The following is a 16,528-nucleotide window of genomic DNA, read 5'->3' on the forward strand; positions in this document are numbered from 1 at the left end:
CCGCCACATGAAGCTCTTGCGCTACGGCCCGGTCGGCCAGGAAAAGCCCGGTCTGCTGGACGATGACGGCCGCATTCGCGACCTGTCCGGCGTCATCGCCGACCTGACGCCGGCGGAAGTGACGCTGGACGGCATCGCCCGGCTGCAGGGTATCGACCCCAAGTCGCTGCCGCTGGTCGAGGGCGAGCCGCGCTACGGCGTGCCGGTGAACGGCATCGGCAAGTTCATCGCCATCGGCCTGAACTATGCCGACCATGCCAAGGAGGCCGGGCTGCCCGTGCCGCCGGAACCGATCTTCTTCACCAAGGCGATTTCGTGCCTGACCGGGCCGAACGACCCGGTGATGAAGCCGCGCGACGCGACCAAGCTGGACTGGGAAGTCGAACTGGGCATCGTGATCGGCAAGACGTGCCGCTATGTCGAACAGGCCGACGCGCTGTCGCACGTCGCGGGGTATGTGCTGGTCAACGACGTGTCCGAGCGTGCCTTCCAGAAGGAGCTGGGCTCGCAGTGGGACAAGGGCAAGGGTTGCGACACGTTCGGCCCGACCGGCCCGTGGCTGGTGACCCCGGACGAGGTCGGCGACGTGCAGGCGCTCGACATGTTCCTGGACGTGAACGGCACGCGGCGGCAGACCGGCAATACCCACACGATGATCTTCCCGGTTGCGGAATGCATCGCCTATGTCAGCCGGTTCATCACGCTGAACCCCGGCGATCTGCTCATCACCGGCACGCCGCCGGGCGTGGGGGAGGGACAGAAGCCCGACATGATCTTCCTGAACCCGGGTGACACGATGCACCTTGGCATCAGCAAGCTCGGTGAACAGCGTCAGACGGTCATCGCTTTCGACCTTGAGCATTTCGCATGAGCGTCTGGTCCGGACGGTTCGAAGGCCGCACCGCTGTCGTGACCGGCGGTGCGTCGGGTCTCGGCCTGCAGACCGCCAAGCGGATCGTTGCCGAAGGCGGACAGGTCGTCTTGTGGGACCTGGATCCGGCAAAGCTGGCCGCGGCAAAAGCCGAGGTCGGTGCATCGGGCGTGATCGCGCTGGACGTTTCGGACCAGGCGGCGGTTCAGGCGGCGGCCGAGGAGTCGGCGCAGTTGCTCGACGGGCGGATCGACATATTGGTCGCATCGGCCGGGATCACCGGGGCGACCGGGCCGGTGCACGAATATCCGATCGACAGCTGGCAGCGCGTGATCGACATCAACCTGAACGGTGTCTTCTACTGCTGCCGCGCGATCGTGCCGTACATGATCGCGAACAGCTACGGCCGGATCGTCAATGTCGCGTCGGTGGCGGGCAAGGAGGGCAACCCCAACGCGTCCGCCTACTCCGCGTCGAAGGCGGGCGTGATCGGCCTGACCAAGTCGCTGGGCAAGGAACTGGCGACCAAGGGCATCATCGCCAATGCTGTGACGCCGGCGACGTTCGAAAGCCCGATCCTGGACCAGCTGCCCAAGAGCCAGGTCGACTACATGCGCGGCAAGATCCCGATGGGGCGGCTGGGCGAAGTGTACGAGACCGCCGCGATGGTGTGTTTCATGGCGAGCGAGGAGTGCAGTTTCACCACCGCATCCACGTTCGACACGTCGGGCGGCCGCACCACCTTCTGATCCGGCAGCACCCCGGTTTCGACCGGGGTGTCAGGCGGAACCCGGCATAGGCCGTGCGGATCCAGCATGCCGCGTGAGGAGAGGCGAGCGATGCGCGATATTCCCTTCGTCGACGCCCATATCCATTTGTGGGACCTGGACCGGATCGCCTATCCGTGGCTGACCCCGCCCTTTTCGGACGATGGGCCGAACGGCAGCGTCGCGGCGATCGCCCGGACCTACACCATCGCCGATTACCGCGCGGAGTCGGCGCAGTGGAACGTCGTCGGCGCGGTGCATATCGATGCCGGCGCCGAGGCGGCGGCGGCGATCGACGAAACGCGCTGGTTGCAGGAAACGGCGGACACGGACGGGATGCCGAGCGGCATCGTCGCCTTCGCGGCACTCGACCGGCCGGATGTCGTGGATGTGCTGGCCGCGCACGCCCGCTACCGCAATGTCCGCGGCATCCGCCACATCGTCAACTGGCACGCCGACCCGCGCCGCACCTATACGCCGCGCGACGTGACACGCGACCCGGCGTGGGAGCGCGGGTTCGCCGCACTTGGGCGTCACGGGCTGTCGTTCGACCTGCAGGCCTATCCCGGGCAGTTCGCAGGGCTGGTGCCGTTGATCGCGCGCCACCCGGAGACGATGGTCATCGTGAACCATATGGGGATGCCGGTCGACGTCGACGCGGCGGGCAAGGCGACGTGGCGCGCCGGGATGCGCGCGCTGGCGGCCCTGCCGAACGTGGCTGTCAAGCTGTCGGGTTTCGGCTTCGTCCGGCGCGACTGGGGGGCGGATGATGCACGACCCTATGTGCTGGAGGCGATCGACATGTTCGGCACCGACCGCTGCATGGTGGCGAGCGATTTCCCGACCGACCGGCTGTTCGGCACATTCGATCATACGCTGGGTGCGCTGGCCGAGGTGATCGCGCCGTTCGGCGACGACGAACGCCGCGCGCTGTGGGGGCGGAACGCGGACCGGATCTATCGACTGGGCATCGGCCTGTGACCGATCCCTGCGTCTAGGTTGTTATCGGAAAGACCGGACCATGGGTGCCAATCCGCTGCTCGGCGTGCTGTTCCACTGGATGGGCGGGCTCGCTTCGGCCAGTTTCTACGTGCCGTACCGCGGCGTGCGGCGCTGGTCGTGGGAGATTTACTGGCTGACCGGCGGGATATTCTCCTGGCTGCTGGCGCCGTGGTTCTTTGTGAGCGTGCAGACCGCGGATCTGGGCGGCGTGTTGTCCGCCACGCCGGGGTCGGTGTGGGGCTGGTGTATCTTCTTCGGTGCCTTGTGGGGTTTTGGCGGGCTCACCTACGGGCTGACGATGCGCTATCTGGGCCTGTCGCTGGGCATGGCGGTGGTGCTGGGGCTGTCCACCGCGTTCGGCACGCTGCTGCCGCCGCTGGTGGCGGGCGATTTCCACGAGAAGCTGATCGCCACGACCAGCGGCAACGTCATCCTGGCCGGCATCCTGTTGACGTTGCTCGGGATCGCGGTCGTCGCGCTGGCCGGGCGGATGAAGGAGCGGGAGATGTCGCCCGAACATGCGCAGGCGGCGATCGCGGAGTTCGATTTCGCGCGTGGTATCCGCGTGGCGATCTTCTCGGGCATCATGTCGTCCTGCTTCGCCTATGGCCTGGCCGCGGGTGAACCGGTGAAGGCGCTGTCGGCCGCGGCGGGCACCGGGCCGTTGTGAACAGGCCTGCCGGTGCTCTGCATCGTGTTGCTGGGTGGCCTCGTCACCAACCTGGTCTGGTGTGCGATGCTGATCGTCCGCAACCGTTCGGCTGCGCAATGGGCGGACCGGGCGATGCCTCTGTCGCGCAACTATCTGCTCTGCGCGATCGCGGGCATCGCCTGGTATTTCCAGTTCTTCTTCTACACGATGGGCGAAAGCCAGATGGGCCGGTTCGGCTTTTCCAGTTGGACGCTGCACATGGCCAGCATCATCGTGTTCGGGACGCTGTGGGGCTTCGCGCTCCGCGAATGGAAGACGGCATCGGGCCGCACGCGCGCCACCGTGTGGGCGGGCATCGCAATCCTGGTCGGCGCGACGATCGTAATCGGTTACGGCAACAAGCTGGCGGCTTGAGGCGCGAAGGGCGGCAGGCGCTTCCCCTCGACCGTCATTCCGGCGGACGCTGGATTCCATTATTACTATGTGGGCTTCAGCCACGACCGTCGTGATAATGGATCCTGACTTCCGTCAGGATGACGGTCTTGGAGTGAGCTCCCAGCTTTCAGTGCGCCCGGCCGAAATCCTCGCGCGGGTCGTCCTGTCCCTGTTCCACGATGCCGCGGCGGACGGCGCGGGTGCGCGAGAACAGCTCGAAAAGCGTGTCGCCATCGCCCCAGCGGATCGCGCGTTGCAGCATCGTGACGTCTTCGGTCAGGCGTTGCAGGATCTCCAGCACCGCCTCCCGGTTGTTCAAAAACACGTCGCGCCACATGGTGGGGTCGGACGCGGCGATGCGGGTGAAATCGCGGAAGCCGCCGGCGGAATATTTGATGACCTCGCTCTCGGTCACCTGTTCGAGGTCCGATGCGGTGCCGACGATGCTGTAGGCGATGAGGTGTGGAACGTGGCTGGTCACCGCGAGGACGAGGTCGTGGTGGTGCGCGGTCATCTCCTCGACCTGCGCGCCGAGCGATTCCCAGAAGGCGCGGACGCGTGCCGTCGCGACCGGGGGCGTGTCGGCGTCCGGCGTCAGGATGCACCAGCGGCCGGCGAACAAGGTCGCGAAGCCCGCGTCCGGGCCGCTGTTCTCCGTGCCTGCGACCGGATGGCCGGGGACGATCACGGCGTCGGGCAGGGCGGCGCGGAGGGCGGCGGCGACGCTGACCTTCGATCCGCCGACATCGCTGACGATCGCGTCGGCGGGCAGGTCCGCAGCGACGTCGGTTGCCGCCGCACCGATCGCGCCGACGGGGACGCAGAGCAGCACGAGGTCGGCATCGAGCACCGCGGTGCCGGCGAGATCGGTGATGTCGTGGGCAAAGCCGAGGTCGCGCGCGCGGGCGCGGACCGCGGGGTCGGCATCATGGCCGGTGACGCGCACCGTCGGCAGGTTCGCGCGGATCGCGCGCGCGACCGACGATCCGATCAGCCCGAGGCCGATGACGGCGACGCGCGCGAACGGCAGCATCAGGCGGCCACGGCGGCGGCCAGGTCCGCGATGGCGGCGGCGACTCCGCGGGTCTCGTCTTCCGTGCCGATGGTGATGCGCAGCGCGTGCGGCAGGCCCTGCCCCGGCAGCCAGCGGACGATGTAGCCGCGTTCCATCAGCCCTTCGAACGCGGCCTGCGCGGTCAGCCGGCCTTCGAACAGGATCAGCACGAAATTCGCCTCGCTCGGCACGGTGCGCAGGCCGTCGATCGCGTTCATCGCGGTGGCGAACCAGGCGCGCCAGGTGGCGTTGTGGTCGCGGCTGCGGTTGACGAACGTGTCGTCGCCCAGCGCCGCGACCGCCGCCGCCTGGCCTGCGGAGGTGACGTTGAACGGCGCGCGGATCTTGTGCAGCGCGGTGATGACCGGGGCAGGGCCGTAGCCCCAGCCGATCCGTTCCGCCGCCAGTCCGTGGATCTTGGAAAAGGTGCGCGTGACCAGCACGTTCGGCGCGCTGCGGGCGAGTTCCAGTGCACCATCGTCCGCGCCCGGTGCCAGATATTCGGCATAGGCCTGGTCGATCACGAGCAGGCAGTCGGTGGGCAGGCCGGCGTGCAGGCGGGCAATGTCGTGCCGGTCGTTGTAGGTGCCGGTCGGGTTGTTCGGGTTGGCGACGAACACCACGCGGGTCCGCGGGGTGACCGCGGCGAGCAGCGCGTCGATATCGGTCGCGTAGTCCGTGTCCGGGGCCACGACCAGCGTGGCACCGACGCGGCGGGCGGCGATTTCATAAACCGAGAAGCCGTAGCGGACCTGGAGCACCTCGTCGCCGACGCCGGCATAGGCGCCGGCCGCCAGATGCAGGATCTCGTCCGATCCGGTGCCGTAGATGACGCGCGCCGGATCAAGGTCGTATTTCGCGGCAAGCGCCTCGCGCAGCAGCGTCGCGCCGGCATCGGGGTAGCGATCGAGCGTGCCTGCCTCGGCGGCCCAGGCGGCGCGGGCCGGCGCGCCGGTGCCGAACGGATTCTCGTTTGACGACAATTTCGTCGCGCGGACGCCGCTGTCGGTGGTGGTGCGGCCCGGAAGATAGGGCGCGATCGCGTCGATCCAGGGCTTGGGAGCAGGTGCTGTCATGCGCGCGGCGATAGCGGATCAAGGGAAGCTCGTCATGTCGAAGATCGAGGGGGCGGGCAAATTGGTCCTTTGGAGATGGCGCGTCTGTTGGTTGGGCGGTGCGACGTCGTGCGTTCGGTGTGGCGGCTGTCACATGCGTGGTGTCCAGCGCGGCCCCTACCCCGGTCCTCCGCCGGTTGGGGGGAGGGAGTGATTGACTTGGGTGGGGTGCGCCCGTAGCGCGCAGGCATGTCCGAGGATGCCCGTTTCGGCCTTTCGCGCGTCGTGACGCTGCCCGGGCCGTTCGCGCTGGACGGGGGTGCGGTGCTGGCTGCGGTCGATATCGCCTATGAGACTTATGGGGCGCTGAACGCCGATCGGTCGAACGCGGTGCTGATCTGTCATGCGCTGACCGGCGATCATCATGTCGCGTCGGACCATCCGCGGACGGGGAAGCCCGGCTGGTGGACGCGGATGGTGGGGCCGGGGCGGCCGGTCGATCCGGCGCGGCATTTCATCGTGTGCGCCAACGTGCTGGGATCCTGCATGGGATCGTCCGGGCCGGCCAGCGTCGATCCGGCGACGGGCGCGCCTTACGCGATGCGGTTTCCGGTCATCACGCTGCGCGACATGGCGCGGGCGCAGGCGTTGCTGATGGATCATCTGGGCGTTCCCGTGCTGCTGGCCGCGGTCGGCGGGTCGATGGGGGGGATGCAGGTGCTGGAATGGGCAGCGACCTATCCGGATCGGGTGCGGTCCGCGGTGGTGATCGCGTCCGCGGCGCGGCATAGCGCGCAGAATATCGCGTTCCATGAAGTCGGGCGGCAGGCGATCATGGCGGACCCGAACTGGCGCGAGGGCAATTATTATGCGCCGGGCGACGTGGCCCCGACCGCCGGGCTGGCGGTGGCGCGGATGGCGGCGCACATCACCTATCTGTCGGAGGCCGGGCTGACGGAGAAGTTTGGGCGGCGCTTGCAGGCACGCGAAAGCAAGAGTTTCGGGTTCGACGCGGATTTCCAGGTCGAAAGCTATCTGCGCTATCAGGGGATCAGCTTCACCGACCGGTTCGATGCCAACAGCTACCTCTACATCACGCGGGCGATGGATTATTTCGACCTGGCCGAGGAGCATGGCGGGCGGCTGGCCAATGCGTTCGCCGGGTCGGCGACGCGGTTCTGCCTGGTGAGTTTCGACAGCGACTGGCTGTACCCGACGGCGGAAAGCCGGGCGATCGTCCATGCGCTGAACGCAGGCGGCGCGGCGGCGAGCTTCGTCGAATTGTCGTCGCCGTTCGGGCATGACGCGTTCCTGCTCGACGTGCCGGAACTGAACCGCGTCGTCGACGGGTTCCTGCGCGCTGTCGAAGCGGGGGGCGCGGCATGACCGCGCTGCGCCCCGATCTGGCGATCATCGCGGACAATGTCGCGCGGGGCGCGCGGGTGCTCGATATCGGATGCGGCGGGGGTGAGTTGATGGCCGTGCTGCGTGACCGGCAGGGGGCCGATGCGCGCGGGATCGAGATCGACGGGGCGAACGTGTCTGCGGCGGTCGCGCGCGGGCTGTCCGTGGTGCAGGGCGATGCCGATACCGACCTGTCGGCCTATCCCGACGCCAGTTTCGACCATGCGATCCTGAGCCAGACGTTGCAGACCGCGCGGCGGCCGGACCGCGTGCTGGACGAGCTGCTGCGCATCGGGCGGACGGCGTTCGTGTCGTTCCCGAACTTCGCCTACTGGCGCGTGCGGTGGTCGCTGATGTGGGGCGGGCGGATGCCGGTGACGGCGGCGCTGCCGGTCAGCTGGTACGAGACGCAGGATATCCATCACCTGACGATCGACGATTTCCGGGCGTTCGTGGCGGCGCGGGGGATTGTTGTCGAGGAGGCGTGGTTTCTGGCCGGGTCGCGCAGGTGTTCGGCGGTGCAGGCGAATTTGCTGGCGGAGCATGCGGTGTTTTTGTTGCGGCGGTAGGTTGGGTTTGGGACGTTGGTCGTCTCAAGCCACCGCCCCTCTCCCCAGCCCTCTCCCCGGAGGGGAGAGGGGGCCCTGTTGCTCTGCCTACTTAGCCCTCGCCCCCTTGGGGGAGAGGGTTGGGAGAGGGGGTCGCTTCACTAGATGGAGTTCATTTTGTGAAGCTCAGCGCAACTTCGCACCGACCTTGGTTGCCGCCGCCACCACCTTGTCGGCGATCATGGTTAGATCCGCGTCGGTGAAGCTCTTGTCGTTAGGTTGCAGCGTGACCTCGACGGCCACCGAGAGGTCGCCGTCGGGGAGGACGAAGCGGTCGAAGATGCGGGCATCGACGATGGCGGTCTTGTCCGCGCCGCGTACGGCACGGACGAGGTCGTCGGCGATCAGCGTGGGGGCGACGACGAAGGCGAAGTCGCGGCGGACGGGCTGGAGCGCGGGGGGTGCGAAGCCGGGGCGGACGGGGCCGGTGCCGCGTTTCTGCGGCACGGCGTCGAGGTAGATTTCGCCAGCGACCGCGCTGCCGTCGAGACCCATCGCGCGGGCGGTGGCGGGGTGAAGTTCGCCGAATTCCGCGAGGATCGTCTTCGGGCCGAGCCGGAGCGTCGCGGAGCGGCCGGGGTGGTAGACCGGCGAGACGGCTGCCATCACCTGAAGCCGGTCGACCGGCACGCCGGCGGCGGCGAGGAGCGCCAGCGCCTCAGCCTTGGCATCGTAGGCGTCGAAGGTAGCGGGCTTGCCGTCGCGCCAGTCGCGCCGTGCGCGGTCGCCCATCAGGACGAAGCCGAGCGTGGCGCGCTCGCCGTCCCCCAGATAGCGCCGGCCGACCTCGAACAGTCGGATCGTGGCGGCACCGCGATCGGCGTTGCGCTTCGCGGCGGACAGGAGGCCGGGGAGCATCGAGGGGCGCATGATCTTTAGCGCCTCGCTGATCGGATTGGTGAGCGCCCAGGCTCCACCGCCGAACGCGTCGGCCTCGGCCTGCGCGATGAAGCTCCAGGTCACCGCTTCGTTCATGCCGCGCGCGGCGGCCGTGCGGCGGACCCGGCGTTCCAGCAGTTGCACGGGTGTGGCGGTGGGCTGCGCGACGCCGTCGACGCGCGGCAGGGGGGTGGACTCGAGCATGTCGAGCCCCTCTATCCGGACGACTTCCTCGACCAGATCGGCCGGGCCGTCGATATCGCGCCGCCAACTGGGTACGCGCACGTTCCAGGCCGCGTCGACGCCGAAGCCGAGCGCGGTCAGAATACGGCGCTGGCGATCGGGCGGGACGGCCATGCCGGCAAGGCGCAGGCAGAGCGTTGGATCGTGCGCGATCACGCGGATCCCTTCTGGCGGGGTGCCGGCCCTGACCACGTCCGACGCCTCGCCGCCGCAAATCTGACGGATCAGGTCGGTCGCGATGGCGAGGCCGTCGTCGAGGAATTGCGGATCGACGCCGCGTTCGAACCGGGTGCGCGCGTCGCTGGTGAGCGCCAGAGCCTGGCCGGTCCGGGCGATCGTGGTCGGTTCGAACCAGGCGCATTCGACGACGATATCGGTGGTGTCCGCCGAGACGCCGGAATGCAGCCCGCCCATGATGCCGCCGATGTCGTGGACGGTCGTGTCGTCGGCGATGACGGTCATCGCCGGGGTGAGCGCATAGTCGCGGCCGTTGAGCGCGGTCAGCGTCTCGCCGGCCGCGGCCTTGCGCGCGACCAGCCCGCCCTGAAGCTTGGCCAGATCGTAGACGTGGAGCGGACGCCCATGATCGAGCATGACATAGTTGGTGATATCGACCAGCGCGGAGATCGGGCGTTGGCCGACCGCGGTCAGCCGGCGCGCCATCCAGTCGGGGGCGGCACCGTTCGCGACGCCGCGCACGACGCGGCCGTAGAGCGCGGGGCAGCCGTCGGGATCGTCGGTGCGGATCGCGATCGGGCAGGGGAAGGCGGGCTTGATCGTGGGGACGATCAACGATTTCAGCGTGCCGAGCCCGGCGGCGGCGAGATCGCGCGCGATGCCGCGCACGCCCATGCAATCCTGGCGGTTGGGGGTGATCGCGACGTCGATCACCGGGTCGCTCAATTGCGCATAGTCGGCGTAGGAGGTGCCGACCGGCGCGTCGTCGGCCAGTTCCAGGATGCCGTCATGCGCGTCGGACAGCAGCAGTTCGCGCGCCGAACACATCATGCCGCGCGATTCGACACCGCGGATCGCCGCGACCTTCAGCGTGACGTCGATGCCGGGCACATAGGTGCCGGGCGCGCCGAACACGCCGACCAGGCCGGCACGCGCATTGGGCGCGCCGCAGACGACCTGCAGCGGTTCCGGCCCGCCGGCGTCGACCGACAGGATCTGCAGCTTGTCGGCCTGCGGATGCGGGGCGGCGGTGAGGATGCGGGCGATCAGGAAGGGCGCCAGTTTTGCGGCGGGATCGTCGATCCCTTCCACCTCCAGCCCGATCGCGGTCAGCCGTTCGGCCACCTGTTCGGCGGTGGCGTCGGTATCGAGATGGTCCTTGAGCCAGGACAATGTGAACTTCATGCCGATATCCCCCCGGACAGCGTCGGCATGTCGAGCGCCGCGAATCCGTAATGGCGCAACCAGCGCAGGTCGCCGTCGAAGAAGGGACGCAGATCGTCCATTCCATATTTGAGCATCGCGAGCCGATCGATGCCGCAGCCGAAGGCGAAACCCTGCCATTCGGCCGGATCAAGTCCGCAGGCGGCGATCACCTTCGGATGGACCATGCCGGAACCGAGGATTTCCATCCAGCCGCCGCCGGCTGCATCACCCCCGCCGCCGATCACGCGGCGGCCCTTTTCCCAGGTGAATCCGACGTCCACTTCGGCCGAGGGTTCGGTGAAGGGGAAATAGCTCGGGCGCAGGCGCAGGACGATGTCGCCCCGTTCGAAATAGGCCTTCACGAAGGTTTCGAGCGTCCATTTCAGATGGCCCATCGTGATGCCGCGATCGATCACGAGACCCTCGACCTGATGGAACATCGGCGTGTGGGTGGCGTCGCTGTCCGATCGGTAGGTGCGGCCGGGTGCGATGATGCGGATGGGGGGCTGCTGGCCGAGCATCGTGCGGATCTGGACGGGTGAGGTATGGGTGCGGAGGAGCATTCGCGGCCCTGCGGGCGCAGATGCTTCTCCGGCCGGCGACGCGGACTCCGCGCCGTCCGACGACGGGCTTTGCCCGGCGTGCGCCTCTGCCTGCCCGCCGACCCGCTCGACATAGAATGTATCGTGCATCGCCCGCGCCGGGTGCGTCTCGGGAATGTTGAGAGCGCTGAAATTGTGCCAGTCGTCCTCGATCTCGGGGCCGGTCGCGACCGCGAAACCCAGGTCGGCGAAGATTTCGGCCAGTTCGTCCATGACCTGGGCGACCGGGTGGACCGAGCCGGCCGGGGGAAGCGCCACAGGCAAGGTCAGGTCGAGCCGTTCGGTAGCGAGCCGGGCATCGAGCGCCTGTGTATCAAGCAGCGCCTTGCGATCCGCGATCGCGGTGGTCACCGCTTCGCGCAGGCCGTGGATGGCCGGCCCTTGTACCAGGCGTTCCTCGGGGGTCAGCTTGCCCATGGTCTTCAGGAGCGCGGTGATGCTGCCGCTCTTGCCGAGTGCCGCGACGCGGATGGCCTCCAACGCTGCGGCGTCGGCGGTCGCCACCTCGGCCAGCAGGGCGGCCTTCTGTTGTTCGATATCGTCCACGCATCGCCCTTTCACGGTCCCGCCGCGCCGGGCGTCGTTGCGGAACCCGTAGTCGGGCGGCGGGGGGTGGATCAAGCGTCGTGGCGGATGGGATGGTGAGTGACCGGAGGAACTACCCCCTCATGCGTCATCCTGACCTCCGTCAGGACGATGGGGAAGGCAGCGGTGCCTAGCCGTCAATTCTCGCGTAAGCTCTGGCGGTCGAAATGTCTCGACGCTTCGCGGCATTCGCAGCCTGGATCGACCAACCGAAGCTTTGCCGGGACGAGTAGAAAATGCCGCGAAATGGGCGTTCAGCTCACCGCAAGGCAGGATCAGACGACCGCGGGATGCTTTGCCAACACCAGATCATCGGATAGCTCAAACCCAACAGCGAGCGAGACCACGCATGACCAAAACTACCCGGAACGCAGTTGGTTTCATCGCGCTGCTTTTTTTCGCGATGACGCCCGCTGCGGCGGAGGCCAAGAGCTTCGGCTGGCAGTGCGTGCCGTTCGCACGGATGTTTTCGGGCGTGAACCTGTTCGGCAATGCCTTCACCTGGTGGAATGGCGCGATCGGCAAATATGATCGCGGCACGGCGCCGAAGGCGGGCGCGGTGCTGGTGTTCAAGGCAACCGGCGCGATGCGCGTCGGCCATGTCGCGACGGTCAGCAAGATCGTCAGCGACCGCATCATCAAGGTGACGCACGCCAACTGGTCGCTCATCAACGGCCACCGCGGACAGGTCGAGAACGACGTCACGGTGATCGACGCGTCGCCGGCCAACGACTGGAGCCAGGTCAAGGTCTGGTACGCGCCGATCAAGTCGATCGGGATCAAGGCCTATCCGGTCTACGGCTTCATCTACGGCGGCAAGGCGCTGGTCAAGGCGGCCAGCGACGTCGCGAACGACGTGAGCGCCAAGGCCGACGTCGCACAGGGCAGCGAGAAGAGCGCCGCCTGATTACCGCCATCCCGATCGCAGGCGCCGCGATCGCGCTTGCGACACGCCGCCCGGCCGACCTATAGGCCGGGACGATATGGTTCCCTTTTCGTTCTGTGGCCACGATCTGATGGCCTTGCCCCAGGGGGCGCTGTTCTGGCCGGCACGCCGCGCGCTGCTTGTCGCCGACCTGCATTTCGAGAAGGCGAGCTGGTTCGCGCGGTTCGGGCAATTGCTGCCGCCGTATGATTCGATCGCGACGCTGGCGGACCTGACTGCGCTGGTCGCCGCGACGGGCGCGGTGGAGATCTGGTGCCTGGGCGACAGTTTCCACGACGTGGCGGGGTGCGAGCGGTTGCCGGCGCAGGCGCGGGCGAGCCTGCGCGCGCTGACGGAGGCGACGCGTTGGGTCTGGATCACGGGCAACCATGACCGGCAGGTCGCCGACCATTGCGGCGGCGAGGTGGTGGACGAGGTCATGGTCGACGGGCTGGTGCTGCGCCACGAGGCCGATCCGCGCGAGCGGCGGCCGGAACTGTCGGGGCATTTCCATCCCAAGCTGCGCGTCACGGTGCGCGGACGGCGGATCGCGCGGCGATGCTTCGTGGCGACGGAGACCAAGCTGATCCTGCCGGCGTTCGGCGCGCTGACGGGGGGGCTGGATGCGGGCCACCCGGAAATCTGCCGCGCACTGGGTGCGCCGGGGCAGGCACTGGTGCCGGTCGCGGACCGGATGCTGCGGTTTCCGCTGGCGGCTTGAAGCTTTGCCCTACTTAGCCCTCCCCCCGGTGGGGGGAGGGGGTTCGGTTGGATTACGTGTCCGGCCCCAGCGTGGGGTCGAGGTCGCGGGGGCGGATGAAGCGGATGAGGGTGCCCGAGCCGGGCTTCACGTCGGCCCAGAGATCGATTTCGAAATGCAGCACCGCCAGGCTGGCGGTCGGGAATTTCTCCTCCACCTTGTTACGTTCCAGATTGCCGTTGCGGTCCGGGACGAGCGCGAGGACAAGATCCTCCAGCCCTGGATTATGACCGACCAGCAGCAGCGTCGCGGCGGCGTCGTCCGTTTCCCGCACCACGTCGAGCAGGGTTGTGGCCGAGGCGAGGTAGATGCGGCGGTCCCAGGCCGGATCGATTGCGACGCCGTATCCGTCCGCGACCTGTGCCAGCGTTTCGACCACGCGCACCGCGGGCGACGCGACCGCCGCGTCGAAGGCGAGGCCGAGCGTGCGCATATGCTGCCCCACGGTGCGGCCGGCCCGCTTGCCCTTCGGGTTCAACGGGCGATCGAAATCGCGCGAGACGGTGTCATCCCATCCGGACTTGGCATGGCGGAGCAGGATCAAGGTCTTCATGGCAGCCCCGGCGCATCGATGGTCGCGGCCTGATGCCCGGCTTTTGCGTCGAGGGAAAGTCGCGATGCGACGCGCGCGACGGCTTGCGTCAGCGTGACGCGCGAAACCGCGACGCCCGGCGGGAAGGCATCGAGCAGACGGGACGGCATGGCGGCGGACAGCAGCACGAAGATCCCGCGATCGTCCGCACGCCGGATCAGCCGGCCGAACGCCTGCGCCAGCCGCGCGCGCACCACGCGGTCGTCATGCGCCGATCCGCCGCCGGCGACGCGCCGGGCGGCGTGCAGCACGGTGGGGCGCGGCCAGGGCACGCCTTCCATTACCACCAGCCGCAGCGATTCCCCGGGCACGTCGACCCCGTCCCGCAGCGCATCGGTGCCGAGCAGCGAGGCGCGTGGATCGTCGCGAAAGATGTCGACCAGCGTGCCGGTGTCGATCGGATCGACATGCTGGGCATAGAGCGGCAGACCGGCGCGGGCGAGCCGGTCGGCGATGCGCGCGGTCACGACCTTCAGCCGCGCGACCGCGGTGAACAGGCCGAGCGTGCCGCCGCCCGCCGCCTCGATCAGCTGCGCATAGGCGCCGGCAAGCTGCGCCAGGTCGCCGCGCTTCACGTCGGTCACCACCAGCACTTCTGACCGGGCGGCATAGTCGAACGGGCTGGCGACCGCGAACCGGCGCGGGACGACCGCGATATGTGCGGTGCCGATCGCGGCATCGGCGGTGATCCAGTCCGATCCGCCACGCAGCGTGGCCGACGTCACGATCACGCCGTGCGCGGATTTCAACACGGTTTCGGCCAGTGGCTTCGACGGATCGAGCCAGTGTCGGTGGAGGCCGATATCGAATTCGCGCCCTTCCACGCGGTCGACCGCCAGCCAGTCGACGAAATCCGGATCGACCGGGCCGCCCAGCCGCCCGAGCAGCGCGATCCAGCCGCCGAGCATCCGGCTGCGCAGCGTGAGGCCGCCGATCGCCCCCTCGATCCGCGCGCGGGCAGCGGCGTCGAGCCAGTCGGGGCCGTCCTCCAGCACCGCTTCCAGCCGCTGGCGCAGGCGGAGCATGGGGCCGACGAGCGCCTCCAGCGCCTGCGCGGCGGGGGCGGCGGCCTCGATCAACGGCCCGTCCAGTTCGGCGGCCTCCGTTTCGACCCCGTAGCCGGCGTCGGCAGCGCGGGCGCGGGCGAACACCGTGTCGCGGACGCGGGCGAGCAGGATTTCGATCGGCCCGAGCGGCAACCCCTCGCCCATCCGGCCAAGCCAGCTGTCGGCAGGCAGCGCGCCGGCGGCCTGGACCGCATTCTCGATCGCCAGGCCGCCGGCCTCGTCATAGGAGCCGACGTCGGACAGCCGGGCGGCCAGGCCACGGCGGCGGCCGCGGGCGTGCTTTTCCGGACCCATGATCCAGCGGCGCAGCTCGATCGCTTCCTGCCCCGTCAGCGCGGCGGCGAAGGTGGAGTCGGCGGCGTCGAACAGATGATGCCCTTCGTCGAACACGATGCGGGCGAGCGGGCGGCCCTCGTCCCGGCGGCGCTGCGCCAGGATCATGACGAGCGCGTGGTTGGCGATGACGATGTCCGCGCCCTCGCTGGCGCGCGCGGCGCGTTCGATGAAGCAGCGTCGGTAATGCGGACAACCGGCATAGACGCATTCGCCGCGCCGGTCGGTCAGCGCGGTGGAGCCCGCCCGGCGGAACAGGGTGGGCAGCCAGCCGGGCAGGTCGCCGCCGACCATGTCGCCGTCGCGGCTGTATGCGGCCCAGCGGGCGACAAGGTGCGCGAGGATGGCGGCGCGGCCCTGGAACCCGCCCTGCAACGCATCCTCCAGGTTGAGCAGGCAGAGGTAATTTTCGCGACCCTTGCGGACGACCACCTTTTCGCGCCGTTCGGCGGGATCGGTGAAGATCCGCGCGCTTTCGCGGTCGAGCTGGCGCTGAAGCGCCTTGGTATAGGTGCTGATCCAGACCGGGCCTTCGGCACGCGCGGCGTAGAGGGCGGCGGGGGCGAGATAGCCGAGCGTCTTGCCGATGCCGGTGCCCGCCTCCGCCAGCAGGACGTGGGGGCGGTCGTCATGCACGCGCGGGTCGAAGGCGCGCGCCGCGGCGACGGCATAGTCGCGCTGCCCCTGCCGCGGTTCGGCCTGGGCGCCGACCAGCCGTTCCAGCGTGGCGACGGTTTCGACATCGCCCAGCACGACGGGGCGCGGTTGCGGACGCGCGGCGCTCTCGTCCCATTCGGGCAGGCGGGAGAAGAGCCAGCGTTCGGCCTTTTCAGGGCGCGCGATGCGGGCGACGACGGCCGGCCCCCAGGTCCAGCGGAGGCGGTGGAGCGTCTGGGCCGCCGTCCAGCCGCCCTCGCGTTCCGCCCAGTCCGCGCGTTCCATCCGCGCCAGCAACGCCTCTGCCGCGATCAGCAGGAACGCCGCGGCGCTGGTTTCGTCCTGCGGCGGGGGCAGGCTCAGCGCGCGCGCCAGCCCGGCGGGTGTCGGCACCGCGAACCGGGCCGGATGGACGAAGGCGTAGAGTTCGAGCAGGTCGAGCCCGCTCAGTTCGCCGTAGCCGAGCCGGGTTGCGGCCAGCGGCGCGTTCAGCAGCACGACCGGCGTTTCGGCGGCATGGGCGATCGCCTCGCCCCGGCCGACGGTGCGGACGCCGCCGTCGGCATCGGCGATCCAGATGCCGCCGTGAGTCGCGTGGAGCGCGCTGAGGGCCGGCGGTGACAGCATGACGGCATGATAGCCGCCGGGGGCGCG

General features: G+C 68.9%; 13 protein-coding genes and 1 pseudogene. 8 read left to right on the forward strand and 6 right to left on the reverse strand.

Going from position 1 to position 16,528, the window contains the following annotated elements; translation table 11 throughout:
* The first annotated feature begins 7 nt into the window (after nt 1–7).
* From BKY59_RS04465 to rhaT, 4 genes and pseudogenes are all read left to right on the forward strand, one after another.
* Nucleotides 8–871, forward strand: a complete 864-nt coding sequence (locus tag BKY59_RS04465) for a 2,4-didehydro-3-deoxy-L-rhamnonate hydrolase (protein WP_076068880.1) — start codon at nt 8–10, stop codon at nt 869–871.
* Entirely contained in the window at nt 868–1,620 is a 753-nt protein-coding gene (locus tag BKY59_RS04470) for an SDR family NAD(P)-dependent oxidoreductase (protein ID WP_076068881.1), read from the forward strand. The genes BKY59_RS04465 and BKY59_RS04470 overlap by 4 nt, the downstream gene beginning before the upstream one ends.
* A 90-nt stretch (nt 1,621–1,710) precedes the next feature.
* Nucleotides 1,711–2,619, forward strand: coding sequence for an amidohydrolase family protein (locus BKY59_RS04475; protein ID WP_076068882.1), 909 nt, complete (start codon nt 1,711–1,713; stop codon nt 2,617–2,619).
* 40 nt (nt 2,620–2,659) lie between these two features.
* A pseudogene (gene rhaT / locus BKY59_RS04480) lies at nt 2,660–3,706 on the forward strand (L-rhamnose/proton symporter RhaT).
* A gap of 148 nt (nt 3,707–3,854) precedes the next feature.
* Here the strand turns inward: rhaT and BKY59_RS04485 are convergent.
* Together BKY59_RS04485 and hisC are read right to left on the reverse strand one after the other, a co-directional pair.
* The gene (locus tag BKY59_RS04485) at nt 3,855–4,760 is read right to left on the reverse strand and encodes a prephenate/arogenate dehydrogenase family protein (protein WP_076068883.1); all 906 of its coding nucleotides are present in this window, start codon (nt 4,758–4,760) and stop codon (nt 3,855–3,857) included.
* A complete protein-coding gene (hisC, locus tag BKY59_RS04490) occupies nt 4,760–5,857 on the reverse strand; it encodes a histidinol-phosphate transaminase (RefSeq protein WP_076068884.1) in 1,098 nt (365 codons plus the stop codon). The genes BKY59_RS04485 and hisC overlap by 1 nt, the downstream gene beginning before the upstream one ends.
* Before the next feature lie 228 nt (nt 5,858–6,085).
* Between hisC and metX the strand changes: the two genes are divergently transcribed.
* Together metX and metW are read left to right on the forward strand one after the other, a co-directional pair.
* Complete coding sequence (gene metX / locus BKY59_RS04495; protein WP_076068885.1) at nt 6,086–7,222, forward strand: homoserine O-acetyltransferase MetX; 1,137 nt, start codon at nt 6,086–6,088, stop codon at nt 7,220–7,222.
* The gene (gene metW, locus BKY59_RS04500) at nt 7,219–7,809 is read left to right on the forward strand and encodes a methionine biosynthesis protein MetW (RefSeq protein WP_076068886.1); all 591 of its coding nucleotides are present in this window, start codon (nt 7,219–7,221) and stop codon (nt 7,807–7,809) included. Before metX ends, metW begins: the two co-directional genes overlap by 4 nt.
* A gap of 165 nt (nt 7,810–7,974) precedes the next feature.
* On the opposite strand, the gene pheT is transcribed toward metW, so the two are convergent.
* Nucleotides 7,975–10,332, reverse strand: coding sequence for a phenylalanine--tRNA ligase subunit beta (pheT, locus tag BKY59_RS04505; RefSeq protein ID WP_076068887.1), 2,358 nt, complete (start codon nt 10,330–10,332; stop codon nt 7,975–7,977).
* The gene (pheS, locus tag BKY59_RS04510) at nt 10,329–11,501 is read right to left on the reverse strand and encodes a phenylalanine--tRNA ligase subunit alpha (RefSeq protein ID WP_076069009.1); all 1,173 of its coding nucleotides are present in this window, start codon (nt 11,499–11,501) and stop codon (nt 10,329–10,331) included. The genes pheT and pheS overlap by 4 nt, the downstream gene beginning before the upstream one ends.
* 442 nt (nt 11,502–11,943) lie before the next feature.
* On the opposite strand from pheS, the gene BKY59_RS04515 reads away from it, so the two are divergent.
* Entirely contained in the window at nt 11,944–12,447 is a 504-nt protein-coding gene (locus BKY59_RS04515) for a CHAP domain-containing protein (RefSeq protein ID WP_240499953.1), read from the forward strand.
* Nucleotides 12,448–12,523: 76 nt separating this feature from the next.
* Complete coding sequence (gene pdeM / locus BKY59_RS04520; RefSeq protein WP_076068889.1) at nt 12,524–13,186, forward strand: ligase-associated DNA damage response endonuclease PdeM; 663 nt, start codon at nt 12,524–12,526, stop codon at nt 13,184–13,186.
* A gap of 52 nt (nt 13,187–13,238) precedes the next feature.
* Here pdeM and BKY59_RS04525 read toward each other — a convergent pair whose 3' ends face one another.
* Together BKY59_RS04525 and BKY59_RS04530 are read right to left on the reverse strand one after the other, a co-directional pair.
* Nucleotides 13,239–13,778, reverse strand: coding sequence for a SixA phosphatase family protein (locus BKY59_RS04525; RefSeq protein WP_076068890.1), 540 nt, complete (start codon nt 13,776–13,778; stop codon nt 13,239–13,241).
* Nucleotides 13,775–16,501, reverse strand: a complete 2,727-nt coding sequence (locus tag BKY59_RS04530; RefSeq protein ID WP_076068891.1) for an ATP-dependent DNA helicase — start codon at nt 16,499–16,501, stop codon at nt 13,775–13,777. The genes BKY59_RS04525 and BKY59_RS04530 overlap by 4 nt, the downstream gene beginning before the upstream one ends.
* Between the last annotated feature and the right edge of the window lie 27 nt (nt 16,502–16,528).

Origin of the sequence: Sphingomonas montana (genome assembly GCF_001956315.1) — a bacterium.
GTDB classification, from domain to species: Bacteria; Pseudomonadota; Alphaproteobacteria; order Sphingomonadales; family Sphingomonadaceae; genus Sphingomonas_R; species Sphingomonas_R montana.